25 protein-coding genes are annotated in these 25,625 nt (G+C 61.0%); 11 read left to right on the top strand and 14 right to left on the bottom strand.

Annotated elements, in window-relative coordinates; translation table 11 throughout:
• Position 1: 1 nt before the first annotated feature.
• Positions 2-196, bottom strand: a complete 195-nt coding sequence (locus tag KVG87_RS03560) for a hypothetical protein (RefSeq protein WP_217849287.1) — start codon at positions 194-196, stop codon at positions 2-4.
• A 107-nt stretch (positions 197-303) separates the two neighbouring features.
• Between KVG87_RS03560 and thpR the strand changes: the two genes are divergently transcribed.
• Positions 304-843 (top strand): RNA 2',3'-cyclic phosphodiesterase, encoded by a 540-nt coding sequence (gene thpR, locus KVG87_RS03555; RefSeq protein ID WP_130911367.1) that lies wholly within the window; start codon positions 304-306, stop codon positions 841-843.
• A 244-nt stretch (positions 844-1,087) separates the two neighbouring features.
• Here thpR and KVG87_RS03550 read toward each other — a convergent pair whose 3' ends face one another.
• The 5 genes from KVG87_RS03550 to KVG87_RS03530 form a co-directional block, all read right to left on the bottom strand.
• Positions 1,088-2,185 carry a polyamine ABC transporter substrate-binding protein gene (locus tag KVG87_RS03550; protein WP_217849285.1) on the bottom strand — a complete coding sequence of 366 codons (1,098 nt, stop codon included), beginning with the start codon at positions 2,183-2,185 and terminating at the stop codon, positions 1,088-1,090.
• A gap of 195 nt (positions 2,186-2,380) precedes the next feature.
• Entirely contained in the window at positions 2,381-3,253 is an 873-nt protein-coding gene (locus KVG87_RS03545; RefSeq protein WP_016775182.1) for an ABC transporter permease subunit, read from the bottom strand.
• Positions 3,250-4,164 (bottom strand): ABC transporter permease subunit, encoded by a 915-nt coding sequence (locus tag KVG87_RS03540; RefSeq protein ID WP_217849283.1) that lies wholly within the window; start codon positions 4,162-4,164, stop codon positions 3,250-3,252. The genes KVG87_RS03545 and KVG87_RS03540 overlap by 4 nt, the downstream gene beginning before the upstream one ends.
• Positions 4,161-5,303 (bottom strand): polyamine ABC transporter ATP-binding protein, encoded by a 1,143-nt coding sequence (gene potA, locus KVG87_RS03535; protein WP_024013333.1) that lies wholly within the window; start codon positions 5,301-5,303, stop codon positions 4,161-4,163. Before potA ends, KVG87_RS03540 begins: the two co-directional genes overlap by 4 nt.
• A gap of 369 nt (positions 5,304-5,672) precedes the next feature.
• Positions 5,673-6,434 (bottom strand): gamma-glutamyl-gamma-aminobutyrate hydrolase family protein, encoded by a 762-nt coding sequence (locus tag KVG87_RS03530; protein ID WP_217849281.1) that lies wholly within the window; start codon positions 6,432-6,434, stop codon positions 5,673-5,675.
• 282 nt (positions 6,435-6,716) lie between these two features.
• Between KVG87_RS03530 and KVG87_RS03525 the strand changes: the two genes are divergently transcribed.
• From KVG87_RS03525 to KVG87_RS03505, 5 genes are all read left to right on the top strand, one after another.
• On the top strand, positions 6,717-8,093 hold the full coding sequence (locus KVG87_RS03525; protein WP_007918694.1) for a glutamine synthetase family protein: 1,377 nt from the start codon (positions 6,717-6,719) through the stop codon (positions 8,091-8,093).
• A 186-nt stretch (positions 8,094-8,279) separates the two neighbouring features.
• On the top strand, positions 8,280-9,770 hold the full coding sequence (locus KVG87_RS03520) for an aldehyde dehydrogenase (protein WP_110600952.1): 1,491 nt from the start codon (positions 8,280-8,282) through the stop codon (positions 9,768-9,770).
• Positions 9,771-9,819: 49 nt separating this feature from the next.
• Positions 9,820-11,103 (top strand): NAD(P)/FAD-dependent oxidoreductase, encoded by a 1,284-nt coding sequence (locus KVG87_RS03515; RefSeq protein WP_125918742.1) that lies wholly within the window; start codon positions 9,820-9,822, stop codon positions 11,101-11,103.
• Positions 11,104-11,454: 351 nt separating this feature from the next.
• A complete protein-coding gene (locus KVG87_RS03510) occupies positions 11,455-12,003 on the top strand; it encodes a cupin domain-containing protein (RefSeq protein ID WP_011333561.1) in 549 nt (182 codons plus the stop codon).
• A gap of 144 nt (positions 12,004-12,147) precedes the next feature.
• Complete coding sequence (locus tag KVG87_RS03505; protein WP_217849279.1) at positions 12,148-12,432, top strand: hypothetical protein; 285 nt, start codon at positions 12,148-12,150, stop codon at positions 12,430-12,432.
• Positions 12,433-12,502: 70 nt separating this feature from the next.
• Here KVG87_RS03505 and KVG87_RS03500 read toward each other — a convergent pair whose 3' ends face one another.
• Positions 12,503-12,934 carry a hypothetical protein gene (locus KVG87_RS03500; RefSeq protein ID WP_217849278.1) on the bottom strand — a complete coding sequence of 144 codons (432 nt, stop codon included), beginning with the start codon at positions 12,932-12,934 and terminating at the stop codon, positions 12,503-12,505.
• Between the two features lie 158 nt (positions 12,935-13,092).
• Between KVG87_RS03500 and KVG87_RS03495 the strand changes: the two genes are divergently transcribed.
• Together KVG87_RS03495 and KVG87_RS03490 are read left to right on the top strand one after the other, a co-directional pair.
• Positions 13,093-13,515 carry an HD domain-containing protein gene (locus KVG87_RS03495; protein WP_095181993.1) on the top strand — a complete coding sequence of 141 codons (423 nt, stop codon included), beginning with the start codon at positions 13,093-13,095 and terminating at the stop codon, positions 13,513-13,515.
• A 145-nt stretch (positions 13,516-13,660) separates the two neighbouring features.
• A complete protein-coding gene (locus KVG87_RS03490; RefSeq protein WP_217849276.1) occupies positions 13,661-14,680 on the top strand; it encodes an AbrB family transcriptional regulator in 1,020 nt (339 codons plus the stop codon).
• Positions 14,681-14,813: 133 nt separating this feature from the next.
• Here KVG87_RS03490 and KVG87_RS03485 read toward each other — a convergent pair whose 3' ends face one another.
• Positions 14,814-14,978, bottom strand: coding sequence for a hypothetical protein (locus tag KVG87_RS03485; protein WP_163012744.1), 165 nt, complete (start codon positions 14,976-14,978; stop codon positions 14,814-14,816).
• An 83-nt stretch (positions 14,979-15,061) separates the two neighbouring features.
• On the opposite strand from KVG87_RS03485, the gene KVG87_RS03480 reads away from it, so the two are divergent.
• Positions 15,062-15,847 (top strand): DeoR/GlpR family DNA-binding transcription regulator, encoded by a 786-nt coding sequence (locus KVG87_RS03480; RefSeq protein ID WP_024013325.1) that lies wholly within the window; start codon positions 15,062-15,064, stop codon positions 15,845-15,847.
• 111 nt (positions 15,848-15,958) lie between these two features.
• On the opposite strand, the gene KVG87_RS03475 is transcribed toward KVG87_RS03480, so the two are convergent.
• From KVG87_RS03475 to KVG87_RS03455, 5 genes are all read right to left on the bottom strand, one after another.
• Entirely contained in the window at positions 15,959-17,242 is a 1,284-nt protein-coding gene (locus tag KVG87_RS03475; protein ID WP_217849274.1) for an NAD(P)/FAD-dependent oxidoreductase, read from the bottom strand.
• 147 nt (positions 17,243-17,389) lie between these two features.
• Positions 17,390-18,754 carry a glutamine synthetase family protein gene (locus KVG87_RS03470; RefSeq protein ID WP_076563425.1) on the bottom strand — a complete coding sequence of 455 codons (1,365 nt, stop codon included), beginning with the start codon at positions 18,752-18,754 and terminating at the stop codon, positions 17,390-17,392.
• A gap of 574 nt (positions 18,755-19,328) precedes the next feature.
• Positions 19,329-20,228, bottom strand: a complete 900-nt coding sequence (locus KVG87_RS03465; protein WP_217849272.1) for a bestrophin family protein — start codon at positions 20,226-20,228, stop codon at positions 19,329-19,331.
• A gap of 25 nt (positions 20,229-20,253) precedes the next feature.
• Positions 20,254-21,252 (bottom strand): GTP 3',8-cyclase MoaA, encoded by a 999-nt coding sequence (moaA, locus tag KVG87_RS03460; RefSeq protein ID WP_016775169.1) that lies wholly within the window; start codon positions 21,250-21,252, stop codon positions 20,254-20,256.
• Positions 21,253-21,371: 119 nt separating this feature from the next.
• Positions 21,372-22,223, bottom strand: coding sequence for a CAP domain-containing protein (locus KVG87_RS03455; RefSeq protein WP_076563423.1), 852 nt, complete (start codon positions 22,221-22,223; stop codon positions 21,372-21,374).
• 198 nt (positions 22,224-22,421) lie between these two features.
• Between KVG87_RS03455 and KVG87_RS03450 the strand changes: the two genes are divergently transcribed.
• Entirely contained in the window at positions 22,422-23,042 is a 621-nt protein-coding gene (locus KVG87_RS03450) for a cell wall hydrolase (RefSeq protein ID WP_130929693.1), read from the top strand.
• Here the strand turns inward: KVG87_RS03450 and KVG87_RS03445 are convergent.
• On the bottom strand, positions 23,039-23,752 hold the full coding sequence (locus tag KVG87_RS03445) for a murein L,D-transpeptidase catalytic domain family protein (protein WP_016775166.1): 714 nt from the start codon (positions 23,750-23,752) through the stop codon (positions 23,039-23,041). The genes KVG87_RS03450 and KVG87_RS03445 overlap by 4 nt on opposite strands.
• Positions 23,753-23,904: 152 nt before the next feature.
• On the opposite strand from KVG87_RS03445, the gene KVG87_RS03440 reads away from it, so the two are divergent.
• The gene (locus KVG87_RS03440; RefSeq protein ID WP_217849269.1) at positions 23,905-25,521 is read left to right on the top strand and encodes a L,D-transpeptidase family protein; all 1,617 of its coding nucleotides are present in this window, start codon (positions 23,905-23,907) and stop codon (positions 25,519-25,521) included.
• The last annotated feature ends 104 nt before the right edge of the window (positions 25,522-25,625 follow it).

The following is a 25,625-nucleotide window of genomic DNA, read 5'->3' as shown; positions in this document are numbered from 1 at the left end:
TTCATTCGGGCGAGGGGGTGACCCGGCAACTTTTGCGGTTGCGAATCTGCTCGTCACTGGGCCGTTGGCGGACGAATTCGAAGCGCGGTTCGCCTTCGCTGTAATGCACCAGCCAGCCCCATTCCAGTTCGCTTTCGTCCTGTCCGGGATGCGGTGGCCGGGCCCACCAGGGTTCTTTGCTGAGGATCTCGCGCATGGCAGCCTCCGGTTGATGGCAATCCTTGAACTATAGCTTCCTGTCGCGAGTCGTCTGCACAGGCTGTGTAGAATCGGCGCGATCATGACGATATGGGGGGCAGGGCGATGATGGATGAAGTGCGCAGGGATGAACCGTCGAAACGGCTGTTTTTCGCTTTGGACTGCCCACCGGCGCAGCGCAAGGCAATCGCCCAGTGGCGCGCGGAGCTGGGCCTGCGCAGCGGCAAACCGGTGCCGGCGGATAACTTTCATCTGACTCTGCTGTTCCTCGGTGCGGTGCCGCTGGCGCAGATTCATGGCGTCTGTGAAGCAGCGGGCAGTGTGCGTATTCCCGGCGAAACGTTGCGCATTGCGCTGGATCGTTTGCAGGTCTGGCATCGCGCCGGTGTGCTATCGCTGGCACCGGAACAGGCGCCGCCCGCGTTGTTGCGCCTGGTCTACGCGCTGGAGCAGGCGATGCTGCCGTTCGGTTTTGACGAGCCCACCCACGAGTTCCGCCCGCACCTGACGCTGGCCCGCGAGTACCGCGCGCCGGAGCCGGAAGCGCGCACGCCGCCGGAGTTCTTTCTGCGCGCTGAACGCTTCGCTCTGTTCGAATCGCACAAGGGTCGCTATCGGGTTGTGCAGGACTGGCCGCTGATCTGAACGGACAAAAAAAGGCGCCCGAAGGCGCCTGCAAATTCACCCGAGCCGAGGGAGCCGGGTGAGGCCGTTCAGAGCAGGGTGCAGCGGTGGTAAGGCGCTGCGTGAACGGAAAATTTTCAGCACTGCATTGCTTCATTGTGGGAGCGAGCCTGCTCGCGAAAGCGTCGGCACATCCGGCGTCTCAATCGCCTGACACGGCGCCTTCGCGAGCAGGCTCGCTCCCACATTTTGATCATCGCTGTTTTTATTTACCCAGCTTCACCCGGGTCCAGCCGCGCGTCATGATCCGCTGCGTGGCAATTGGCTGATCCGGCACTGCATACAACGTCGCCATCACCACTTGCGACGGATACGAACCCGGTTCGTTGCGGATCGCTTCGTCCACCAGTGGCGTGGCCGCTGCGTTGGCGTTGCTGTAGCCGATGCTGTTGGTGACTTCGGCGATGATGTCCGGGCGCATCAGGAAGTCCATGAACAGGTAGGCATTGTCGACGTTCGCCGCATCACGGGGGATGGCGACCATGTCGTAGAAACTGCCGGCGCCTTCCTTGGGAATGCTGTAGTCGATCACCACCTTGTTGCCCGATTCCACTGCGCGGGCCTTGGCCTGCAGGACGTCGCCGGAGTAACCGACCGCCACGCAGATGTTGCCGTTGGCCAGATCGGAGATGTACTTCGAGGAATGGAAATACGCCACGTAAGGGCGGATTTTCATGAACAAAGCTTCGGCCTCGGCAATGTGCGCCTTGTCCTTGTCGTTCACCGGATAGCCCAGGTAGTGCAGGGCGGCCGGGAGCATTTCGGTCGGCGAATCGAGGAAACTGATGCCACAGGCTTTGAGCTTTTCCGCGTTCTCCGGTTTGAACAGCAAGTCCCAGGAGTTGGTCGGGGCGTTGGCGCCGAGTACTTCCTTGACCTTCGCCGGGTTGAAACCGATGCCGATCGAGCCCCACATGTACGGGAACGCATGCGCGTTGTCCGGATCACTGGCGGAGGCGTTTTTCAGCAATACTGGGTTGAGATTCTTCCAGTTCGGCAGCTTCGACTTGTCCAGCGTCTGGTAGACGCCGGCTTTGATCTGCTTGGCCAGAAAACTGTTCGACGGCACGACGATGTCATAGCCGGATTTGCCCGCGAGCAGGCGCGCTTCCAGGGTTTCGTTGCTGTCGAAGACGTCGTAGGTCACGCGAATGCCGGTCTCGTCTTCGAACTTTTTCACGGTATCCGGCGCGATGTAATCGGACCAGTTGTAAACACGCAGCACCTTGTCGTTGGCCTGGGCGCCCATGACCATCGCGCCCATTAAGGACAGTGTCAGCAGAGTCCTGCCAAACATTTTCATCGGTACAACTCCCTTCTTCTTATTCAACAAAACAAAAGCTCGGTGCACTTGAACCTTGTGGCGAGGGGATTTATCCGCGTTCGGCTGCGAAGCAGTCGCAAAACCTGAATACGGAGTCTTCAGGTAGAACTGCAGGGGCCGCTTCGCAGCCCAACGGGGATAAATCCCCTCGCCACAGTTGTTCATCGGTGTTGCTCAGGCAGTCGCCGCTGCCGGCTGTTGCCACGACTCATTCGCCGTCTGATCCATCGCTTCCTGAATCGCCCGTTTGCGGTTGGCCTCTGCCTTGCGGCCGAAATACCAGACCAGGAAAGTCACCAGCGACACTGCCAGCAGAATCAGGCTGGCCACGGCGTTTATCTCAGGCTTCACGCCCAGGCGCACCGCCGAGAACACCTCCATCGGCAGCGTCGTCGAGCCCGGCCCGGAGACAAAACTCGCCAGCACCAGATCATCCAGCGACAAGGCAAACGACATCATCCCGCCGGCGGCCAGCGACGGCGCGATCATGGGAATGGTGATGAGGAAAAACACTTTGAATGGTTTGGCCCCGAGGTCCATCGCCGCTTCTTCGATCGACAGATCCAGCTCGCGAAGGCGCGCGGAGACTACCACCGCCACATAAGCGGCACAAAAGGTGGTGTGGGCGATCCAGATGGTGACGATGCCGCGCTCCTGCGGCCAGCCGATCAGCTGCGCCATCGCCACGAACAGCAGCAACAGCGACAGACCGGTGATCACTTCCGGCATCACCAACGGCGCGGTCACCAGGCCACCAAACAGCGTGCGACCCTTGAAGCGCGTCACCCGCGTCAGCACGAACGCCGCCAGCGTACCCAGTGCCACAGCGGCAATCGCGGTGTAGCAGGCGATCTCCAGCGAGCGCAGCACCGAGCCCATCAGTTGCGTGTTGTCGAGCAGGCCGACATACCACTTGATCGACCAGCCACCCCACACCGTCACCAGTTTCGAGGCGTTGAACGAGTAGATCACCAGAATCAGCATCGGCAGATAAATGAACATCAAGCCGAAGATCAGCATGAACTTGGAAAAGTTGAAGCGTTTCATCCCCGTGCCTCCATCTCTTTGGCCTGGCTGCGGTTGAACAGCAGAATCGGCACAATCAGGATCAACAGCATCACCACCGCCAGCGCAGAAGCCACCGGCCAGTCGCGGTTATTGAAGAACTCCTGCCACAGCACGCGACCGATCATCAGCGTCTCCGGGCCACCCAGCAGTTCTGGAATCACGAACTCGCCGACCACCGGAATGAACACCAGCATGCAGCCGGCAATGATGCCGTTCTTGGCCAGCGGCACGGTGATCTTCCAGAAGTTGTTGAAGTTACTCGAACCCAGATCCTGCGCGGCTTCCAGCAGGCTGTTGTCGTGCTTGACGAGGTTGGCGTAGAGCGGCAGCACCATGAACGGCAGATAGGCATAGACCACGCCGATGTACACCGCAGTGTTGGTGTTGAGGATCTCGATCGGGTGATCGGTGAGTCCGGTCCACATCAGGAACCCGTTGAGCAGACCGTTGTTGCTGAGGATGCCCATCCACGCATACACGCGGATCAGGATCGCCGTCCAGGTCGGCATCATGATCAACAGCAGCAGGACGTTTTGCGTTTCCTTGCCGGTCTTGGTGATCGCGTAGGCCATCGGGAAACCGATCACCAGGCACATCAGCGTGCTCAGTGCCGCGACTTTCAGCGAGCCGAGGTACGCCGACAGGTACAGCTCGTCTTCGCCGAGCAAGGTGTAGTTGCCGATGTCCAGCAGCAGCTGGAATTTCTGTTCGGCGAAGGTGTAGATCTCCGAGTACGGCGGGATCGACAGCGCGGCTTCCGAGAAGCTTATCTTCATCACCAGAAAGAACGGCAGCATGAAGAACAGGAACAGCCAGATGAACGGAATGCCGATCACCAGTTTTCGTCCGCTGGGCACCAGGCGCAAGAATTGCTGATTGAAAGTTCTCATGAGCGCAGCACCACGCCGCTGTCGTCTTCCCACCAGACGTAGACCTTGTCGTCCCAGGTCGGCCGCGCGCCACGGCGTTCGGCATTGGCCATGAACGACTGGACGATCTTGCCGCCGGGCAGCTCGACGTAGAACACCGAATGGCCGCCGAGGTAAGCGATGTCGTGGACCTTGCCTTCGGACCAGTTGTAGCGGAACTCCGGTTGGGTGGTGCTGACGAGCATTTTTTCCGGGCGGATGGCGTAGGTGATCGACTTATCCTGCACCGACGTGCTGACGCCGTGACCGACGTAGATCTTCTGTTGCAGGTCCGGGCTGTGAATGATCGCGTGGCCTTCCAGATCTTCCACCACAGTGCCGTCGAAAGCGTTCACGTTGCCGATGAATTCGCAGACCATGCGGCTGACCGGCGCTTCATAAATGTCCACCGGGCTGCCGATCTGCGCGATCCAGCCCAGGTGCATGATCGCGATGCGCTGGGCCATGGTCATGGCTTCTTCCTGGTCGTGGGTGACCATCACGCAAGTCACGCCGACGCGCTCGATGATTTCCACCAGCTCAAGCTGCATCTGCGAACGCAGCTTTTTATCCAGCGCACCCATCGGCTCGTCGAGCAGCAACAGTTTCGGCCGTTTGGCCAACGAGCGGGCGAGCGCCACGCGCTGCCGCTGGCCGCCGGACAACTGGTGCGGGCGGCGCTTGGCGTATTGGGTCATGTGCACCAGACGCAGCATTTCTTCGACGCGGGCATCGATTTCGCTGGCAGGCAAACGGTCCTGTTTGAGGCCGAAGGCGATGTTCTGCGCCACGGTCATGTGCGGGAACAGCGCGTAGGACTGGAACATCATGTTGATCGGCCGCTCGTACGGCGGCATGTCGGTGATGTCCACGCCATCGAGCAGAATCCGCCCCTCGGTCGGCCGCTCGAAACCGGCGAGCATGCGCAGCAGAGTCGATTTGCCCGAACCGGAACCGCCCAGCAGCGCGAAAATCTCGCCCTGATGGATCTCCAGGGACACATCGTCCACGGCCACGGTTTCGTCGAACTTCTTGGTGACACGATCGACTTTCACCAGCACCTTTTTCGGTTGCTGCTGACCTTCGAGTGCCTTGCGGTAAGTGCTGGAGGCGTTTGCCATGTGAAACTCCCAACAGGTGTCGTGTGCCTGGCCAATGTGGCCGGGCTTAAGTGGATTGCGGAGCGGTCCGGAATGCCTGTCAGCTGGCGCAGAACCTGTGGGAGCGAGCCTGCTCGCGAATACGGAGTGTCAGTCGACATCATCGTTTGCTGATACACCGCTTTCGCGAGCAGGCTCGCTCCCACAGGGGATATGCGTTGACCTGAGTGGCCTTTGTCCGTACCGATCCGGCTTGTTCGGCGCCGCCGTCCTGGCTGCCTGGGTCGTACTTGTTGTTATTACGGGTGTTGCTGTTCACGACGGGCGGATGTGCAAACGCACACCCGCCCGCCGTGGGGGCAGTAAATTGTTATCGAGTCTGGGATTGCGTCAGCGCTGACTGCGCTTCGCCGCCCGTTGCCGGCACGCTGCGCCGAACGCCTGGAAAATCCTCAGGTAGTTCGGGTTGTCCAGCACTTGCCATTCCGGGTGCCATTGCACGCCGAGGGCGAAAGTCGGGCTGTGCTCGACCGAGATCGCCTCGATCAATCCATCCGGTGCCATGGCTTCAGCACGAAGGCCGGGAGCGAGGCGGTCGATGCCCTGACTGTGAATCGAATTGACCTGAAATTCGTCGGGCAGCTCCAGCGCTTCGAACACGCCGCCAGCGATCACGCTGACCGCATGAGCCGGGGCGTATTGCACGGCCACGTCCGGGCTGTCGGCTTCGCGGTGGTCGAGCATGCCGGGCAGCTCATGCACCTTCTGATGCAGGCTGCCGCCGAACGCCACGTTCATTTCCTGGAAACCACGGCAGATGCCGAGCACCGGAACGCCCGCCGCGATGGCTGCACGCAATAAAGGAAGGGTAGTGGCGTCACGGGCCGGATCGTGATCCGTGCCGGGTGCACTGGCCGGGCCTTGATAGTGGAAGGGCTCCACGTTCGAAGGGGAGCCGGTGAGCAACAGACCGTCGAGCTGACCGAGCAGGTCATCGATTTCAGTCAGGTTGCCGAGGGAAGGAATGACCACTGGCAACCCTTGAGCGCCAACGCTGACAGCACGTACGTACTTGTCGCCGCTGATGTGATAGGGGTGCAGGCCAATCTGTTTGACGCACGCAGTAACGCCGATCAATGGCTTGAGTGCCATTTTTATTCACCTCGAAGTCTGTCACTTGAACGAGCTTTTCCGGAGCTTAGCCTCGTTGATTTTAATTAACAACTGCCATGTAAAAAATTCTAAACGCCATTCATCAAATCGCTCAGGTTTACCGGGGTTTGCCGGCGGATATGGCACGAGAGTGTTAAGAAAAGCCCGAAAAATAAAGGCTGCAGGGCAGGGTGTTCGCTATTGACTTCACTTTGCCTTTCGGATTGACTGGCTGCGCAACACAGTGGTGAACATAATAATTAACAGCTAAATAGGTGCATCATGTCGGTCCCTCTGCGTACCGTTCAACTCAACGAAGCCAACGCATTCCTTAAGAAATATCCTGAGGTTTTGTACGTCGACCTTCTGATTGCGGATATGAACGGTGTGGTGCGCGGCAAGCGCATCGAACGCACCAGTCTTCATAAGGTGTACGAAAAAGGCATCAACCTGCCGGCGTCGCTGTTCGCGCTGGACATCAACGGCTCGACGGTGGAAAGCACCGGTCTGGGCCTGGATATTGGCGATGCCGATCGCATCTGCTACCCGATTCCCGGCACCCTGAGCATCGAGCCGTGGCAAAAACGCCCGACCGCTCAACTGCTGATGACCATGCACGAGATCGAAGGTCAGCCGTTCTTCGCCGACCCGCGTGAAGTGCTGGCCAACGTTGTGCGCAAATTCGACGACCTCGGCCTGACCATCTGCGCGGCGTTTGAACTCGAGTTCTACCTGATCGACCAAGACAACGTGAATGGCCGTCCGCAATCGCCACGTTCACCGGTATCCGGCAAGCGTCCGGTGTCGACTCAGGTTTACCTGATCGACGACCTCGACGAATACGTCGACTGCCTGCAAGACATCCTCGAAGGCGCGAAAGAGCAGGGCATCCCGGCTGATGCGATCGTCAAGGAAAGCGCCCCGGCGCAGTTCGAAGTCAACCTGCATCACGTCTCCGACCCGATCAAGGCCTGCGATTACGCGGTCCTGCTCAAGCGTCTGGTGAAGAACATTGCCTACGACCACGAGATGGACACGACTTTCATGGCCAAGCCGTATCCGGGCCAGGCCGGCAACGGTCTGCACGTGCACATTTCGATTCTGGACAAAGAAGGCAACAACATCTTCGCCAGCGAGGATCCCGAGCAGAACGCCGCACTGCGTCACGCGATCGGCGGTGTGCTCGAGACCCTGCCGGCGCAAATGGCCTTCCTCTGCCCGAACGTCAACTCGTACCGCCGCTTTGGCGCGCAATTCTATGTGCCGAACTCGCCAAGCTGGGGCATCGACAACCGCACCGTGGCCGTACGCGTGCCGACCGGTTCAGCGGATGCCGTGCGCATCGAACACCGTGTCGCCGGTGCCGATGCCAACCCGTACCTGCTGATGGCTTCAGTGTTGGCCGGCATTCACCACGGCCTGACCAACCAGATCGAGCCCGGCGCCCCGGTCGAAGGCAACAGCTACGAGCAGAACGAGCAGAGCCTGCCGAACAACCTGCGCGACGCCTTGCGCGAGCTCGACGACAGCGAAGTCATGGCGCGCTACATCGACCCGATGTACATCGACGTGTTCGTCGCGTGCAAGGAAAGCGAGCTGGCCGAGTTCGAGAACTCGATTTCTGACCTTGAGTACAACTGGTATCTGCATACGGTGTGATCACAGACACCACCGATCCAATGTGGGAGCGAGCCTGCTCGCGAATGCGGTATGTCATTCAGAATATTGTTGCCTGACACGACGCTTTCGCGAGCAGGCTCGCTCCCACAGGGGATCGGGTTATCAATTTGGATGAGTGGGTGATCACCCGCCGTCGCCCAATCCGCCTTTGTCGAGCTCAAAACAATGACCACAACCCGCAACGACTGGGAACAACGCTTCCAGTCCCTGTCCATCGAATCCCGCGCCTTCATCGACGGTGAATATCGCCCGGCGATCAGCGGCGACACCTTCGAATGCCTGAGCCCGGTCGATGGCCGCTTTCTTGCCGCCGTCGCCAGCACCGATGAAGCCGACGCCAACCTGGCCGTCGAAGCGGCGCGCCAGTCCTTCAACTCCGGCATCTGGGCGAAAAAAGCCCCCGCCGAGCGCAAGCGCGTGCTGATCCGCTTCGCCGATCTGATCCTGCAGCACCAGGAAGAACTGGCGCTGCTGGAAACCCTCGATATGGGTAAACCGATCAGCGATTCGATGAACATCGACATCCCGGCGACCGCCAACGCGATCCGCTGGAGCGCCGAGGCCATCGACAAGATCTACGACGAAGTCGCTGCCACGCCGCACGACCAACTCGGCCTCGTGACCCGTGAGCCGTCCGGTGTGGTCGCAGCGATCGTGCCGTGGAATTTCCCGCTGATCATGGCCAGCTGGAAATTCGCCCCGGCGCTGGCGGCGGGTAACTCGTTCATCCTCAAGCCTTCGGAAAAATCACCGCTGACCGCCATCCGCATCGCGCAACTGGCGCTGGAGGCGGGTATTCCGAAGGGCGTGTTCAACGTGCTGCCGGGCTACGGCCACACCGTCGGCAAGGCGCTGGCGTTGCACATGGATGTCGACGTGCTGGCCTTCACCGGCTCCACGGCGATCGCCAAGCAGCTGATGATCTATGCCGGGCAGAGCAACATGAAACGCGTCTGGCTCGAGGCCGGCGGCAAGAGCCCGAACGTGGTGTTCGCCGACGCACCGGACCTGCGCGCGGCAGCCCAGGCAGCAGCCAGTGCCATCGCCTTCAATCAGGGCGAAGTCTGCACTGCCGGCTCGCGTCTGCTGGTCGAGCGCTCGATTCGCGAGCAGTTCATCCCGCTGCTGGTGGAAGCGCTGCAAGCGTGGAAACCGGGGCACGCGCTTGATCCGGCGACCACCGTCGGCGCCGTGGTCGACCAGCGTCAACTGGACAACGTGCTGCGCTACATCAGCATCGGCCGCGAGCAGGGCGCCGAGTTGATTGCCGGCGGCCAACGCACCCTCGAAGAAACCGGCGGCCTCTACGTGCAGCCAGCGATTTTCGACGGCGTGACCAATGCGATGACTATCGCCCAAGAAGAAATCTTCGGCCCGGTGCTGTCGCTGATCACCTTCGACACTGCCGAAGAAGCCCTGCAGATCGCCAACGACAGCATCTTCGGCCTCGCCGCCGGGGTGTGGACCAGCAACCTGAGCAAGGCGCATACCTTCGCCCGCGGCCTGCGCGCCGGCAGCGTCTGGGTCAACCAGTACGACGGCGGCGACATGACTGCGCCATTCGGTGGCTTCAAACAATCGGGCAACGGTCGCGACAAATCGCTGCATGCGTTCGACAAGTACACCGAACTGAAAGCGACCTGGATCAAGCTCTGATTCTTTTACAGCGGCGGCCGCCCCTGGTTGGTGGCCCTCGGAGAAACCTATGAAACAGCAACACGTAAACAGCTACTACGCCGCCACCCGCAACGAAGTCATCGACTTCCCGATTCTCGAAGAAGCGCTGGACTGCGACGTCTGCATCATCGGCGCCGGCTACACGGGCCTGTCCTCGGCACTGTTCCTCAGCGAAGCCGGCTACAAAGTCACCGTGCTGGAAGCGGCGAAAGTCGGCTACGGCGCCAGCGGTCGCAATGGCGGGCAACTGGTCAATTCCTATAGCCGCGACGTCGACGTGATCGAAGAGCGCTACGGCGACAAGACTGCAGAAATCCTCGGCAGCATGATCTTTGAAGGCGCCGACATCATTCGTTCGCGCATCAAAGATTACGACATCAAGTGCGACTATCGCCCGGGCGGTATCTTCGCAGCGATGAACAAGAAACAACTCAATGGCCTGGCCGAGCAGAAACGCAACTGGGAACGCTACGGCAACCGCAATCTGAAGATGCTTGATGCAGCGGACATTCGTCGCGAAGTCGGCTCCGACGCTTACGTTGGCGGCTTGCTGGACATGCAGGGTGGCCACGTTCATCCATTGAATCTGGCGCTAGGGGAGGCCGCCGCCATCGTGCGTTTGGGCGGCAAGATCTACGAGCAATCAGCGGCGGTGGAAATCACCTACGGCGAGCCGATCACCGTGCGCACCGCCAAAGGTCTGGTCCACGCCAAATATTTGCTGATCGCCGGCAACGCTTATCTGCCGCAAGGCCTCGACAACCGCGTCACCGCGAAAAGCATGCCCTGTGGTTCGCAGATCGTCGTCACCGAACCTCTGACCGAGCAGCAGGCGCGCAGCCTGATCACCAACAACTATTGCGTCGAAGACTGCAACTACCTGCTGGATTACTACCGCCTGACCGCCGACAACCGTCTGCTTTACGGTGGTGGTGTGGTCTACGGCGCGCGGGAGCCGGACGATATCGAGCAACTGATCCGGCCGAAGATCCTCAAGACCTTTCCGCAGCTCAAAGACGTGAAGATCGACTACCGCTGGACCGGCAACTTCCTGCTGACCATGTCGCGCATGCCGCAATTCGGCCGTATCGAAAAGAACGCCTACTACATGCAGGGCTACAGCGGCCACGGCGTCACCTGCTCGCACCTGGCCGGCAAACTGATCTCGGAAATGATCCGCGGCGACGCCGAACGCTTCAACGCCTTCGCCTCGCTGCCGCACATGCCGATGCTCGGCGGCCGCACCTTCTCCGCACCGCTTACCGCTCTGGGTGCCGTCTACTACTCCCTGCGCGACCGCTTCGGCGTCTGATTGACCTTGCCGGCGGCGGTCCGAAAGACCTCGCCGGTTTTTCCCTAAACAGCACACAAAACCTGTGGGAGCTGGCTTGCCAGCGATTGCGGTCTTTCAGCAAAAGGGATGTTGAATGTGCCATCCAATCGCTGGCAAGCCAGCTCCCACAAGTTTTTTATTTGTCCGCAATAATCGCCAGCCAGCTCATTTCGATCACCATCCATCGAACCTGCTGAGCAACACCCGCAAACGTGATTTAATAGCCGCCTTTCACGGTTCCGGGACACGGGAGCAACGTGATCCGCGCGACCTGCGCGTCACCCGCCACCCACCCCCATCGCCCTTAAGTCGCTCTTACATAAGGCTGTCATGGATACGGGTTCTCGACTCAAACTAGTACGCGAAAGCTACAAACTCTCCCAGCGCGAGCTCGCCCGGCGTAGCGGCGTGACCAACGCGACCATCTCGCTGATCGAACAGAACCGCGTCAGCCCCTCCGTCAGCTCGCTGAAAAAGCTGCTCGAAGGCATACCGATGTCCCTGGCCGACTTCTTCACCTTCGACCAGCCCCCGCGCGAACACCAATACGTATTCCGCGCCAACGAACAACCCGACCTCGGCCGCCACGGCCTGCGCCTGCTGCTCATCGGCGCCTCGGTGCCCAGCCGCCAGATGCGCCTGCTCCGCGAACAATATGCCCCTGGCGCCAGCTCCGGCGAAGAGCCGATCGTGCATGCCGAAGGCGAAGAGTGCGGACTGGTCACGCGCGGCACGGTGGAATTGACCGTGGACGGGCAGGTGAGTGTGTTGAGTGCGGGGGATGGTTACTACTTTCCGACGACGTTGCCGCATAAGTTCCGCAATATCGGCGCGGATGAGGCTGAGATTATCAGTGCGAATACGCCGGCGAACTTCTGATCGGATAACGCATTATTTTTTTGTTGACCCGGCATCTTTTACGAGGTGTCGGGTTGTTTGTTCCTGCCATTCGTCAGCCCTCCCGCATTTTCCCCGCGCACGCGCTTCCAATGCATAACTCACCCCCGCAAAGGAACCGCCGACATGCATAAATCCAGTCTCGCAGCATTCACCCTGGCCACGCTGTTATCCGCCACTTCGCTTTACGCAACAGCCGCCAGCGACACCCCGGCACCGACCGCTAACGACGGCAACAGCCAAACCAACCCGAGTGCGCCGGAGGACATTCATTCCAACGGTGCCACCGTGCCCAAAGGCACACAGGGCAACACCACCAACAATGACGGCTCTACACCCTCGGGTTCCAAACCGAGTGGTTCGAAGCAATCGAACGACAGCGGCACCAGCAGCGGTGCTGGTGAAGGTTGAAGCTGTTTGCAGATGCAGCAAGCCCGGCATCAAGCCGGGCTCTCTGTCAGGTATTCCTCGATAACCGAAGCTATTTAGCCTTCCAGTTTCCGCCGCTGTTCTCACAATCAATCTTCGCCTGCGCCAAGTGCTCAACGTCGTAGTAATACGTGGTGACTTTGGCGTTGTCGGGCATGTTCAGTGGTTTGGCGCTTTTGTCTTTGCTGGTCGAGTGCGGGTTGGCCAGGGATTCCTGGGTGAGGCGGGCGGTGCAGGTGGCCTGGTAGTGGTCGTCGCAGCGTTGGACTTTTTTCTTGGTGGCGTTGAGGGTGTCCTTGCTTTCGTTGCTGCAGGACCAGTTGATAGAGTCCACGGGCATGCCTTCGTATTCGTAGCAGCTGTGGGTTTCCACCGCTGGCACCGAGGCGCTGGAGGAGCGGGTCTGGACGTCGCAGCCTTCAGCCATGACGCAGGTGGGGATGATGGCAAACGTGGCGATCAGGAGCAGCAGTCGGGTTTTCATCGGCAATTCCTCTCCAATGGCGCCGCGTCTGATCGGTGATTTGGCGCTTGTCTGGTTTCGAGGCGGCGAGGGCGGGCAAGGTTCAATCGGTTTGCGCTGAGCGATCTTCGCGTACACTGCGCAACAATCAGAAACATACAGCGCAGGATTCGATCCCCATGGCCCAAACCCTCGAACGCGCTATCGCCATTGCCGCCACGGCCCACACCGGGCAGGTGGACAAGGGTGGGGCGCCGTACATTCTGCATCCGCTGAAAGTCATGTTGCGCATGCACACGCTGGAGGAGCGCATCGTCGCTGTGCTGCACGATGTGGTCGAGGATTGCGGGGTGAGTCTGGATGATTTGCGCGGGGAAGGTTTCAGCGAAGAGGTGCTGGCGGCGATTGCGGCAGTGACCAAAGTGCCGGGCGAGTCCTACGAGGATTTTGTCGACCGCGCCGCGCAAAACCCGATCGGCCGGGTGGTGAAGCTGGCGGATCTGGAAGAGAACAGCGATATCTCGCGGATCGCCTCGCCGAGTTGGGAGGATCTGGAGCGGATCGAGAAATATCGGCGGGCGATTGCACGCTTGCGTATGTAAGACGTATTGGATTCTTGTGGGAGCGAGCCTGCTCGCGAAGGCGATAGATCAGTTATTCATCTGTGACTGGCAGGACGCTTTCGCGAGCAGGCTCGCTCCCACAGGGGAATGGTGGTGTCTCACAAAATAGCCAGGAAGGCGAACTATGAAATCCATTGTGTGCTTGTTGCTTGCTGCCGGTTTCGGCGCGTTGTTGCAGTTTGAAGGCGTGCCTCACGGCTTGCTGTTGGGCTCGATTGTCGTTACTGCGTTGTTCGCCAGTAAAACCGGCATCGCCCCGGCAACTCCTTATGGATTGGGTTACATCCAGATCACACTGGGCATTGCCACCGGGCTGATGTTCGAAGCATGGGACAGCGAAACGGCGACGACGATGCTGCCCAGCCTTGGCGTGTTGCTGATCTGCTTGACCGTACAAATTGCACTCGCCGGATGGTGGCTGACACGCGGCGCCGGCTGGAATCGCACCGATGCACTGCTGGCGGTGTATCCCGGCGCGTTGGCCGCAGTGTTCGATTTGCTTGAGCCGGAAAAGGCTTCGAGCAAAGTCATCATCGTGCATCTCATGCGACTGCTGTTGATCACCGTGCTGGTGAGTTTGCTCATTCCCGGGCAAGCAGCGGTGGCTGAAGTGGTCAGCGATCCGTTGACCACAGGCATGGCGCTGACCGCGTTCTCTGTCATCGCGCTGAGCGTATTGCTCGGCCGCCTGCTGTTGCTGATCGGCGTCCCGGCGCCGTTCATGCTCACTGCGATCATCATCACTGCTGTGTTTGTGAAGTCGGGATGGCTGCACGGCTTTCACATGCCGGAGTGGAGTTTGAACCTGGCCGCACTGATTCTTGGCGTGCGTATCGGCTCACGGTTTCAGGGGCTGGGCATCGCAGAGCTGGCGAGTCATGGGCGCACCGCTTTGGTTTCGGTCGGCTTGATGATCGTCGTCGCAGCGGCGTTTGCCGAGGTAGCTGCGCGCTGGCTGGGCAGTGATCCGCTGGCGCTGTGGCTGGCGTACATGCCGGGCGCGATCGAGACGATTGCGATTGTCGCGTTTGGTGGCGGGCTGAATGTGGTGTTTATTCTGACGCATCATCTGAGCCGGATGGTGCTGCTGCATTTTGCCCCGGCGTTGTTGGTGCAGGTCAGGCGGGTGCGCCAGGAAACTTGAAGCAAGCCAGTGTTGCCTGGCGATTGCGGCGTGTCAGTCAGATGCATTTCCCTCACCCCAGCCCTCTCGCCCAGGGGGGCTGCGGCGCATAAACAGCTTCGTGAGCAATTGCTGGCCTCGGTTTAACGCTTTTTCAGGCGTGGCCCAAGGCAATCGCGAACGACACGACGATCATGCAGGCGAAGGCGAAGTTGAGATTCATGGGCTGTTCATCCTGAGCTTTTGAGAGTGGGGCCATTGTGAACAGGCGCAGCGCAAAGAAAAAATTCGCCGTGTTGATTCCAATGATCGAAAGCATTGATAGCCGTTACGTTTGTATTTGCCTGAAACTTTCGCTAGTGTCGCTGAAACCTGCAACTACAAGCACAAACAGGCATAACCATGCACGACCACTCCATCGCCGAATTGCCGTCCCTGCGCCGGCAGAAGATCCTTTTGCTTCTCGAACGTGACGGCAAGGTCATGGCCTCCGAGCTGAGCCAGCATTTCGCAGTGTCCGAAGACACCATCCGCCGCGACCTCGCCGAGCTGGACAGCGCCGGACTGGTGCAGCGGGTGCATGGCGGGGCGCTGCCGCGACCGAAGGACTCGGGCAAGGATTACTTCACACGTCTGGATGAGACCGATGAGGTCAAAGTACGTCTGGCGCAATTGGCGGCGCAGCACATCGAGGACGGGCAGATTGTGCTTTTTGATTCCGGCTCGACCACGTTGCAGGTGGCGCGCGCGTTACCGTCCGATATCCGCATCACCGCCGTGACCGCTTCCCCACTGACGGCGATTGCCTTGTCCGAATATAAAGGTGTGAAAGTGATTCTGGCGGGCGGTGAACTGAATCCGCATTCGATGTCGGCCAGTGGTCAGGAAGCGCTGCGACTGCTGGCGGGGATCAAGGCGGATCTGGCGATTACCGGGGTGTGTGCGATTCATCCCGAGGTCGGGATTACCTCGCTGCATTTCGATGAAGTGCCGATCAAACAGGCGATGCTCGACAGTGCAACGCGGGTGATTGCGGTGACCACGGCGGACAAGCTGGGCGCGGTGGAGCCGTTTGTGGTCGCGCCGTGTACGCGCCTGCATATGTTGATTACCGAGCGGCATCCCGGGTCGGGGAATGTCGAGGATTATCGGCGGTTGGGGATTGTCGTGGAGCAGTTGCCGGATTGAGCTTGTGTGGGGTTTGAGGGCCTCTTCGCGAGCAGGCTCGCTCCCACAGGGTGTTGTGTCGTGCACAAATCCAATGTAGGAGCGAGCCTGCTCGCGATAGGGCCGGTCCAGTCAGCGCAACCGCTCGAGCATCTGGTAATACCACATCCCCGCCGCCAGCAACGGGTTGCCTAGCAGGTCGCCCATTGGCACGCGAATGTGCTGGCACGCGGCGAAAGTGTCGAATTGCTCCATTTGCCCGGTGATCGCGCGGCTCATGATCTCGCCCATGATGTGCGTGGTGGCGATGCCGTGTCCCGAGTAGCCCTGGCAATACCAGACATTGTCCGAGAGCTTGCCCAGTTGCGGGATGCGGTTGATGACGATGCCCATCGCGCAGCTCCACTGGTAGTCGATCGGCACGCCTTTTAGCGCCGGGAACGTGCGCTCGATACACGGGCGCAGTTCCGCAGCAATGTCGCGCGAATCCTTGCCACTGTAGTTGGCGCCGCCGCCGAACAGCAAACGGCCGTCGGCGGTGAGCCGGTAGTAATCGAGGACGAAGCGGCAGTCGTACACGGCGAGGTCTTCGGGGTTGATCTGTTGCGCCAGATCACCGAGCGGCGCGGTGGTGACGATGCCGCCCATGGCCGGGAAGATCTTGCCCTTGAGCTGACCCGGTTCGAGCTTGTGATAGACGTCACCGGCGAGCATCACCTGACTGGCGTCGATCTGACCGTGAGCGGTGCGCACGCCAGGTGTGTCGCCGTGAATGATCTCCAGCACTTCACTGTTTTCGAAGATCAGCGCGCCCAGGCTTTCGGCTGCGCGTGCTTCGCCAATGCACAGGTTGAGCGGGTGCAGATGCATGTTGCGGGTGTTCTTGATTGCGCCGTGGTAGAGCTCGCTTTGCAGCAGGTCGCGAACCTGGCTGCGGTCGAGCAGGCTCACTTCATCGCCCAATCCGCGACGCACGGCTTCGTCGTAATCCTTGCGCAGATCGACCATGTGGCTCGGCTTGTACGCCGCGTGCAAATGGCCGTGCTTGAGGTCGCACTGGATCGCATATTTCTCGACGCGCTGGCGGATGATTTCATGCCCGCGCCAGCGCAGATGCCAGATGAAATCGTCCACGTCATCGCCCAGTTTCGCGCGCATCTGCTTGCGCATCGCGCCGTCGCCGGAAAGGCTGCCGGTGACTTGCCCGCCATTGCGCCCGGTGGCGCCCCAGCCGATCTTGTGGCTTTCGACGATGGCGACTTTCAGGCCTTTTTCCGCCAGCTCGACGGCAGTGGCGACGCCAGTGAAACCGCCGCCGATGATCACCACATCGACCTTGTGCCGACCTTGCAGGGTCGGGTAGTCGGTGTCCTGGTTGAGGGTGGCGGTGTAGTAGGAATTGCAGCGAATGGTCATGTCAGGGTCCACAAAAAATTCTAGTTCGAAGTGCATTCCCTGTGGGAGCGAGCCTGCTCGCGAAAGCGGTGTGTCAGTCACCCAAAATGTTGAATGTGACGACGCCTTCGCGAGCAGGCTCGCTCCCACAGGTTCGGTGTCGGATCGTTAGGCCTCGGTCAGGTACCACCGCCAATCCTGCTCACCCACTTCAGCCATGAACTGCCGATACTCGGCACGCTTCACCGCCAGATACACCCCAAGGAATTCCTGCCCCAGCGCCTCGCGTGCCCATGCGGAATTTTCCAGCGCCTGCAGCGAGGTCAGCCAATCGGTCGGCAGCAGTTCTTTCGCTTGGGCATAACCATTGCCCTCGACCGGTGCCCCGGGATCCAGCTCTTCACGGATGCCGCGATGAATGCCGGCGAGGATCGCTGCCGCTGCCAGATACGGGTTGGCGTCGGCGCCGCAGATGCGGTGTTCGATGTGTCGCGTAGGGGCCGGGCCGCCGGGTACGCGCAGGCTGACGGTGCGGTTGTCGACGCCCCAGGTCGGCGCCAGTGGCGCGTAGCTGTTGGCTTGGAAACGCCGGTAAGAGTTGGCGTTGGGGCAGAACAGCAGCAGCGAATCAAGCAGCGAGGCGAGCATGCCGCCGATCGCCGTGCGCAACAGCGGTGTGCCGGCCGGGTCTTCAGAAGCGAACAGATTACGCCCCTCGGCATCGGCGAGGCTGACGTGCATGTGCATGCCGGTGCCGGCCAGATCATCGAACGGTTTGGCCATGAACGTCGCCTGCATGCCGTGCTTGTGCGCCACGCCTTTGACCAGACGCTTGTAGCGCACCGCCTGATCCATCGCCTCCAGCGCATCGCCGTGTTCGAGGGTGATTTCCACTTGCCCCGGGGCGTATTCGGAGATCGCCGTGCGCGCCGGAATGCCGTGCAGTTTGCAGGCGCTGTAAAGGTCGGCGAGGAACGGCTCGATCTGTTCCAGCTCGCGCAAACCGTAGACTTGCGTGTGTCGCGGTCGCCCGCCGTCAGCGTCCCGCGCCGGTTGCGGGCGGCCGTTGTGATCGCGTTTGGCGTCGAGCAGATAGAACTCCAGCTCGCAGGCCATGATCGGGTGGAAACCCTCGGCCTTGAGTCCGTCGATCACCTTGATCAGCAGGTGCCGAGGGTCAGCGATGCTCGCCGGCAGGCCCTCGCTCGGGTGCATGCTGACCTGCACGGCGGCGGTCGGAATCTGTCGCCACGGCAGGCGCACCAGACTGCCTTGCAACGGATAGGCGCGGCAGTCGATGTCGCCCACATCCCAGACCAGTCCAGAGTTTTCCACGTCCTCGCCTTGTACGGTCAGGCCGAGGATGGTGCTCGGCAGTGGTCGGCCGCTTTCATACACGGCGAGCAGTTCTTCGCGATGCAACAGCTTGCCGCGCGGCACGCCGTTGGCGTCGAGAATGAACAGTTCGATCATGTCGATATCGGGGTTCTGTTCGAGGAACAGGCGTGCGTCTTCAATGGCTGCGAATTTCATGGCAAATCACTCACGATGGCGCCGCACAGGCGCGCAGATTCGGCCGGACACGACGCGACAAAAAGGCGTAGGTGTCCCGGCAGGGATATCAGGAAAATCGGGAAATTGACTGTCGCGGTTTCAGCTCACGCGATCAGGCAGGAACGGCGATATCCGGCGGGCGTGCGGAATGACGCAGCTTGGAACGGCGCAGGGCCATGGGCAGATTGACGATGCGGTTCATACGCGGCCCCTGTTGCAGTGGGCGCGTACGGCAGAGACGTGCAACCTTTGGGGTTGTTGTGGTGACGTACTCATAACGCGTGTTTCCGTTGGCGGAAAGCGTCGGCGGCTGGGCAGGCCCGGCGACCGGTGTGCCCGGATAGTAAGGGGGAATTTGCGCGCGTGTAAATGGAAGATTCGTCGGTGGCGCTTTACGGCGTTTGGGCTGATTGGCCGAGTTGCCTTTTTCGCGAGCAGGCTCGCTCCCACAGGAGAATGCATTTCAACTGTGGGAGCGAGCCTGCTCGCGAATGGCCGCACCTCGGTCCCGAGCGGACGCGCCGGGCCATCTCGTTGTTTGCCGCTGAGCCATTCAGCGCAGCACGTAGTCGTCCGGCTCCGGCGCGGGGGGCAATGGCGAGACGCCCAGTTCGTACAGCACATCGCGCTCCAGGGTGCGCACCAGCGCATCGGTCGGCAGATCGTTCTCATCACGCCCGAACGGGTCTTCGAGTTCATCGGCAATCGCGTCGAAGCCGAAGAAGGTGTAGCTGACAATTGCCGTGAACAGCGGCGTCAACCAACCCAGCGATTGCGCCATGGCGAACGGCAGCAACAGGCAGAACAGGTAGATGGTGCGGTGCAGCAGCAGGGTGTAAGGGAAGGGCAGTGGCGTGTTCTTGATGCGGTCGCACACGGCCTGGGCCTGGCTCAGGCAGGTCAGGTGATTGGCCAGTAATTGATAACGCCAAGGCGACAGCACACCGGCCGTTTCCAGCTCGGAACACTGGCGCCCGAGCTGATGAAGGATCTGTCCGCAGTGATCCGGCGCCGACCCATCGATCGGCGGGCTGACCCAGTCGGTGCTGGCCTGCTCCTCACTGTCTCCACGCAACCGCGCATTCAGCGCATGGGCGAAACCGCACAGGTTGCGCAACAGTTGTGCACGCAGGCGCGTGTCATCGATGCCTTGGGTTTCGCGCATCACCGCGCGCACCCGCAGCAGCACCTCGCCCCAGGCCTTGCGGCCCTCGTACCAACGGTCGTAACAGGCGTTGTTGCGAAAGCTCAGGAAAATCGACAGCGACAGGCCGAGCAGGGTGAACGGTGTCGAATTGATCTGCGCGAAGTAGCTCGGCACCAGTAGTTCGATCAGCACAATCGCCGCCGCCAGCAGTGTCAGCATCAAGGTGCGCACGGCGATGCGTTTGGCGATCGAGCCTCGGAGGGTGAACAGCACGGCGAACTGATTGGGTCTCGGTCTGACGATCATCTCGCGGTCCCGGTTGCGCGGCGAATCAGCCGCCGGTCATGTTCATGAAACGCACCACTTGCACGTCGTCGTTGACTTCGAAGTTGTGTCGATACGGCTTGAGTTTCATCGCCTCGATGATCGCGTTCTCCAGACGTTCCGGGTGGCCCGGATGGGCGCGCAACACCGCTTTGAGGTCCATCGAATGCTCGTTGCCCAGGCACAGCAGCAAGCGACCTTCGACGGTCAGGCGCACGCGGTTGCAGGTACCGCAGAAGTTATGGCTGTGCGGTGAAATGAAGCCCAGGCGAATGTTCGGCGCTTCGGCCACGCGCCAGTAGCGCGACGGCCCTTGCGTCGATTCGGTCGAGTCGATCAGGGTAAAGCGTTCGGCGATGCGTTCGCGCACTTGCGCGCTGGAATAGAAGGACTCGGCGCGGCTGTGTTCGGCGATCGCGCCCAGCGGCATCTCTTCGATGAAGGAAATATCCAGATCACGCTCGATGGCGAAACTGACCAGATCGTTGATCTCGTGATCGTTGCGGCCCTGCATCACCACGCAGTTGAGCTTGGTGCGAGTGAACCCGGCGGCACGGGCGGCATCGATGCCGTCGATGACCTGCGCCAGATCGCCAGTGCGGGTCAGCTCTTTGAAGCGCTGCGGATCGAGGCTGTCGAGGCTGATATTCAGGCGCTTGACCCCAGCGTCGAACAGCGGCTGGGCCAGTCGGCCCAATTGCGAGCCGTTGGTGGTCAGGCACAGTTCGCGCAGGCCGGGCAGGGCGGCGATCTGTTCGCAGAGTTGCACGACGCCGGGGCGGATCAGCGGCTCGCCACCCGTGAGGCGGATCTTGCGCGTGCCGAGGGCGACGAAGCTTTGCGCTACCTGGAACAGTTCTTCGAGGGTGAGGATCTGCTGGCGCGGCAGGAACTGCATGTCCTCGGCCATGCAATAGACGCAGCGAAAATCGCAGCGGTCGGTGACCGACAGGCGCAGATAATCCACGCGGCGGTTGTGACCATCGATCAATTCACGCTGTGTCATGGGCTCGCCTCGTGGATGTGGAGCGCCGTCAGCGGGCGCAGATCGCGCAGGGTAGGCTGCGCCCGCCATGCCGTCCAATCACTCTGGCTGACCGAGTGATTGACGGCGTCGATGATGCCTTACGGTGCGCCAAACATTGCCGTCCAGTAAATGCCGGCGTTGCTTTTCGGGTCGGTCGCGTACGCGGCGCCCAGTTCCTGATATTGCGGATTCATCAGATTGGCGCAATGCCCGGGGCTGGCAAGCCAGCCGTCGACGACCTTGCCGACGGTGTCTTGCCCGGCGGCGATGTTCTCGCCGACCAGTTGCCCACTGTAACCGGACAGCTCGGCGCGGTCGCCTGGGGTGCGGCCGTCGCGGTCCTTGTGGTCGAGGTAATTGTTGTTGGCCATGTCGCGGCTGTGATCCTGAGCGACAGTGCCCAGCGTGGCATTCCACGCCAGCGGTGCTGCCGCTGCGAAGGACTGGCCGCCGCACTGGCGCGCCTGGCCGCGCGCGGTATTGAGTTGCGCCAGCAGCTTTTGCCCTTCGCTTTGTGCATCGCCGAGTTTCGCCGTCAGCAGCGGCCGCGCGAGAACGATGCGCCAGTCGCGGTCAACGCGGTTGACACCGATATCGACAAACTGCGGATCGAGCACCACCTGACAGAAGCTTTCCTGAATCGCCTTCATTGCTGACGCCGCATCGCGCGGGCCGTTGAGGGTGATCGCCTGCACGTTGACCATCGGGTACTGGGCGCTGGTCATGGCCTGCTGCAGATCGACCGCGCCGCTGGCCGGCAGGCGCAGCCGTGGATCGGCCGACAGCGGTGGCAACTCGTTTGACGCCTGCGTGCCGCAACGCTGGGGCTGGCTGCGATAGCTGTTGATCGACTCGATCAATTGCAGTTCATCGGCGGCCAGCGCCGAGGTGGCGAACACCACGCCCAGCGACAATGCGGCATAACGCAAAACGGACGGCATGAAGCGCATGGAAATCTCCCTTGAGCTGAATGCGCCCATGATGCGCGAAAGGCCCCCGGTGAGTGAATGTGTTTTTCTTTGCGGCGGATTTTTTTCTGCGCTGGTGTGCCCGCGCATTTGCTCGCTACACTCTGCGAAGACCCCGCAAACCGGGCGTCTCACCGACGTAACATCTTGCCCCGGGCGGGCGCTGACGGAAGAATCGACATGGGATCGAAAGGCTTGGCGGGCGGTTTGTTGTGGATCTTTCTGACCGGCGCAGCATGGGCCGGGGCGCAGGCGCCGATCGAGGCCAAGGCCGAACAGAAAGCCGAGGTGCTCGAAGAGAAAGCGGCAGACAAAGTCAGCGCCGCGCCGGCGCCGAAATCCGAGGCGATCACCCCGACCGAAGCGCAGGCGGTGGACCCGGCCGGCGCCGCGCCGCTGGACGATCCGCTGACCTGTCTCGCGCGCAGTATCTATTGGGAAGCCAAGGGCAAGGACACCCCGGAAATGGAAGCCGTCGCCAGTGTGGTGATGAATCGCCTCGGCCACGACGGCTTTCCCGACACGGTGTGCGCGGTGGTCAAGCAAGGATCGGAAAGCGGCAATTGCCAGTTTTCCTGGTGGTGCGACGGCAGGCCCGATCAGGTCAAGGAAGACGCCGAATACGCGCTGGCCAAGGAAATCGCCGGCAAGGCATTGAACCGCCAGCTCAAGGACCGCACGCGCGGTGCCCTGTATTTTCACGATCGCGGCGTGCACCCGAGTTGGGCCAAGGCCTATCGCAACACGGCGCAGACCGGCAGGTTCCTCTTCTACAAACCCGCCGGCGGCGACGCGCGTTAACTGGCGTGGGTATTGAGAATGCTCGCCACCTGTTGCGGCTGGCAGTTCAGATACGGTGACTTTTGCAGCCAGCGCTGATCCGGATACCAGGAAAACATGAACTGGCCGTTCTTCAGGCGATCGATCACCTGTTTGGCGATCTGCGGCCGTACGGCGGGGCAACCCTGACTGCGGCCGATACGCCCCTGACGCTTGCTCCACAGCGGGTTCACGTAACTGGCGGCATGAATCACGATCGCGCGATCACGGGCCAGATCATTGAAACCGGGTTCCAGACCATCCATGCGCAGCGAATAGCCGTGAGTACCTTCGTAGCTTTCCTGAGTGCGGAACAGACCGAGGCTGGACTGATAACTGCCTTCGCGATTGGAAAACTGCGTGGCGAAGTTTTCCCCGGAGTTGGAACCGTGGGCAACCAGATCACGCAGCACCAGTTTCTTTTTGCTCAGATCGAAGATCCACAGGCGGCGTTCGGTGGACGGTTGCGAGTAATCGATGATCGCCAGATGCCGCGAGGGTTTCGCGCCGTTGTTGACCGCGCATTGCATGGCGTTCAATGCACCTTTGAGCGCTTGGGGATTGAGTTCCGGCGCGGCGTGGGCGAGGCTGTTGTAGAGAACCGGCGATGGCTTGCCGGCGGCAAATACTGGGCTGGTCACGGCGACAAGGGTCGCGGTGCTCAACAGAAGTCGGCGCAAAAACGTCAACATTTTATAAAGTGTCCTCAACTTGCTACATAAACGGCACTTTGGCTCCTGACTCCCAGTCAATACCCGCAGGCTCGCGGTTCGAGCCTGACTGTTCAGCGCACCTGATGTAAGGTTGACCGTCATCTGGACGGCCATGGATTGGAGTAAAGCAGTTGTTCAAAAAGTACGCATGCTACTTGAGCATTTGTTTGCTCGCTGCGCCGTTTGTCGCTTGCGCCGATGAGCCGCTGCCCCCGCTCGAAACCCTGCCGACGCCGGAAACGCAATTGCCGGTCGAGCCGCGCAGCCCGTTGCAGGCAGTTTTGATCAGCCTGGCGCAGTCGTGCCCGGCCATTGCTCCGCGCCTTAATGGCCCGGCGTTGAGCCAGTTGCAGGCGTTTTATGAACAGCAGGACTGGATGCCGGTGTGGGCGAGTGAGTCGGCACGCTTGCCGGCATTGCGCGCGCAATTGCAGCTGTTGGCCGACGACGGGCTAAATCCGAATCGCTATGCGGTCGCGACGACACCGCCGCAGGATGGCGAGTTGTGTGCCGACATCGACATCAGCCGCAACTATCTGCAGGCCTTGCAGGATCTGCATTACGGCCGTTTGTTGCAGTCGCATTTCGAACCGCTGTGGCGTGTCGACGGCCCGCCGACCGACCGTCAGGCGCAACTGCTCAGCATTGCCGTGCCGGGCATGAACGATATTGCTGCGGCGTTCAACCTGGCGCGCCCGCATCTGCCGCAATATCAAAGCCTGCGTCAGCTGTACGCCGCGCAACGCTTGCAAGCCTTGCCGCAATGGCAGCCGGTGGGCAACGGCCCGTTGCTGCGCCCGGCGATGGAAGACCCGCGCGTGCCGGAACTGGCCCGTCGTCTGTACAGCGAAGGTTATCTGGCACACGCACTGGTGCCGCAGGACAACGCCTACGATGACGTGCTGGTGGAGGCAGTGAAGCACTTTCAGGCCAGCCATTCGTTGCAGGCTGACGGCGTGGTCGGGCCGGGCACCATTGCCGAGCTGAACATCAGCCCGCTGACCCGCCGCGATCAGTTGCGCGTCAATCTGGAACGTTTCCGCTGGATGGCCCAGGACATGGAGCCCAGTGGTCTGGTGGTCAACGTGGCCGCCGCTGAGCTGACGCTGTATCAGAGCGGTCAACCGGTGTGGCAGACCCGCACCCAGGTCGGCCGCGCCGAACGCCAGACTCCACTGCTCAAATCCCGCGTCACCCGCCTGACGCTGAACCCGACCTGGACGGTGCCGCCGACCATCTGGAAGGAAGACAAGCTGCCGGAAATCCGCAAGGACCAGACCTTCCTCAGCCGCCAGAACCTGCAAGTGCTCGACGCCAATGGTCAGCCTCTGGCAGCGGCCGATATCGATTGGGACAACCCCGGCAACATCCTCCTGCGCCAGGACGCCGGTCCGCGCAATCCGCTGGGGCAAATGGTCATCCGTTTCCCCAACCCGTTCTCGGTGTACCTGCACGACACGCCGAGCAAGGCGCTGTTCGACAAAGGCCCACGGGCGTTCAGCTCCGGTTGCGTGCGCGTCGAGCACCCGCTGCAACTGCGCGATCTGCTGCTGTCCCCGGCAGAAAAAGCCCGCACCGAGACATTGCTGGCGACCGGTACCACCCATGAATTTCGCCTGTCGGCGCCGGTGCCGATCCTGATGACCTACTGGACGGCGCAGGTCGACAGCAGTGGCCAGGTGCGTTATGCGCCGGATATCTACAGCCACGACAGCGCATTGCTGGCGGGGCTGGATCGTGCGCACTAAGCCAGAACACCTCACCCTGGCCCTCTCCCTCGGGAGAGGGCCAGGGTGAGGGGCTGCTGGGGCTAACCGACCATCCGTCGGATTACCCCGCCTACCTGTAATTT

The sequence above is a fragment of the Pseudomonas siliginis genome (assembly GCF_019145195.1).
GTDB classification, from domain to species: Bacteria; Pseudomonadota; Gammaproteobacteria; order Pseudomonadales; family Pseudomonadaceae; genus Aquipseudomonas; species Aquipseudomonas siliginis.
The sequence above is the reverse complement of the archived record's forward strand: the minus strand, read 5'-3'. Positions and strand labels throughout refer to the sequence as shown.

Bases quoted from the DNA above. Each gene is read 5' to 3' on its own strand.
- KVG87_RS03560 (WP_217849287.1), bottom strand. From the start codon at position 196: ATGCGCGAGATCCTCAGCAAAGAACCCTGGTGGGCCCGGCCACCGCAT.
- thpR (WP_130911367.1), top strand. From the start codon at position 304: ATGATGGATGAAGTGCGCAGGGATGAACCGTCGAAACGGCTGTTTTTC.
- KVG87_RS03550 (WP_217849285.1), bottom strand. From the start codon at position 2,185: ATGAAAATGTTTGGCAGGACTCTGCTGACACTGTCCTTAATGGGCGCG.
- KVG87_RS03545 (WP_016775182.1), bottom strand. From the start codon at position 3,253: ATGAAACGCTTCAACTTTTCCAAGTTCATGCTGATCTTCGGCTTGATG.
- KVG87_RS03540 (WP_217849283.1), bottom strand. From the start codon at position 4,164: ATGAGAACTTTCAATCAGCAATTCTTGCGCCTGGTGCCCAGCGGACGA.
- potA (WP_024013333.1), bottom strand. From the start codon at position 5,303: ATGGCAAACGCCTCCAGCACTTACCGCAAGGCACTCGAAGGTCAGCAG.
- KVG87_RS03530 (WP_217849281.1), bottom strand. From the start codon at position 6,434: ATGGCACTCAAGCCATTGATCGGCGTTACTGCGTGCGTCAAACAGATT.
- KVG87_RS03525 (WP_007918694.1), top strand. From the start codon at position 6,717: ATGTCGGTCCCTCTGCGTACCGTTCAACTCAACGAAGCCAACGCATTC.
- KVG87_RS03520 (WP_110600952.1), top strand. From the start codon at position 8,280: ATGACCACAACCCGCAACGACTGGGAACAACGCTTCCAGTCCCTGTCC.
- KVG87_RS03515 (WP_125918742.1), top strand. From the start codon at position 9,820: ATGAAACAGCAACACGTAAACAGCTACTACGCCGCCACCCGCAACGAA.
- KVG87_RS03510 (WP_011333561.1), top strand. From the start codon at position 11,455: ATGGATACGGGTTCTCGACTCAAACTAGTACGCGAAAGCTACAAACTC.
- KVG87_RS03505 (WP_217849279.1), top strand. From the start codon at position 12,148: ATGCATAAATCCAGTCTCGCAGCATTCACCCTGGCCACGCTGTTATCC.
- KVG87_RS03500 (WP_217849278.1), bottom strand. From the start codon at position 12,934: ATGAAAACCCGACTGCTGCTCCTGATCGCCACGTTTGCCATCATCCCC.
- KVG87_RS03495 (WP_095181993.1), top strand. From the start codon at position 13,093: ATGGCCCAAACCCTCGAACGCGCTATCGCCATTGCCGCCACGGCCCAC.
- KVG87_RS03490 (WP_217849276.1), top strand. From the start codon at position 13,661: ATGAAATCCATTGTGTGCTTGTTGCTTGCTGCCGGTTTCGGCGCGTTG.
- KVG87_RS03485 (WP_163012744.1), bottom strand. From the start codon at position 14,978: ATGCTTTCGATCATTGGAATCAACACGGCGAATTTTTTCTTTGCGCTG.
- KVG87_RS03480 (WP_024013325.1), top strand. From the start codon at position 15,062: ATGCACGACCACTCCATCGCCGAATTGCCGTCCCTGCGCCGGCAGAAG.
- KVG87_RS03475 (WP_217849274.1), bottom strand. From the start codon at position 17,242: ATGACCATTCGCTGCAATTCCTACTACACCGCCACCCTCAACCAGGAC.
- KVG87_RS03470 (WP_076563425.1), bottom strand. From the start codon at position 18,754: ATGAAATTCGCAGCCATTGAAGACGCACGCCTGTTCCTCGAACAGAAC.
- KVG87_RS03465 (WP_217849272.1), bottom strand. From the start codon at position 20,228: ATGATCGTCAGACCGAGACCCAATCAGTTCGCCGTGCTGTTCACCCTC.
- moaA (WP_016775169.1), bottom strand. From the start codon at position 21,252: ATGACACAGCGTGAATTGATCGATGGTCACAACCGCCGCGTGGATTAT.
- KVG87_RS03455 (WP_076563423.1), bottom strand. From the start codon at position 22,223: ATGCGCTTCATGCCGTCCGTTTTGCGTTATGCCGCATTGTCGCTGGGC.
- KVG87_RS03450 (WP_130929693.1), top strand. From the start codon at position 22,422: ATGGGATCGAAAGGCTTGGCGGGCGGTTTGTTGTGGATCTTTCTGACC.
- KVG87_RS03445 (WP_016775166.1), bottom strand. From the start codon at position 23,752: ATGTTGACGTTTTTGCGCCGACTTCTGTTGAGCACCGCGACCCTTGTC.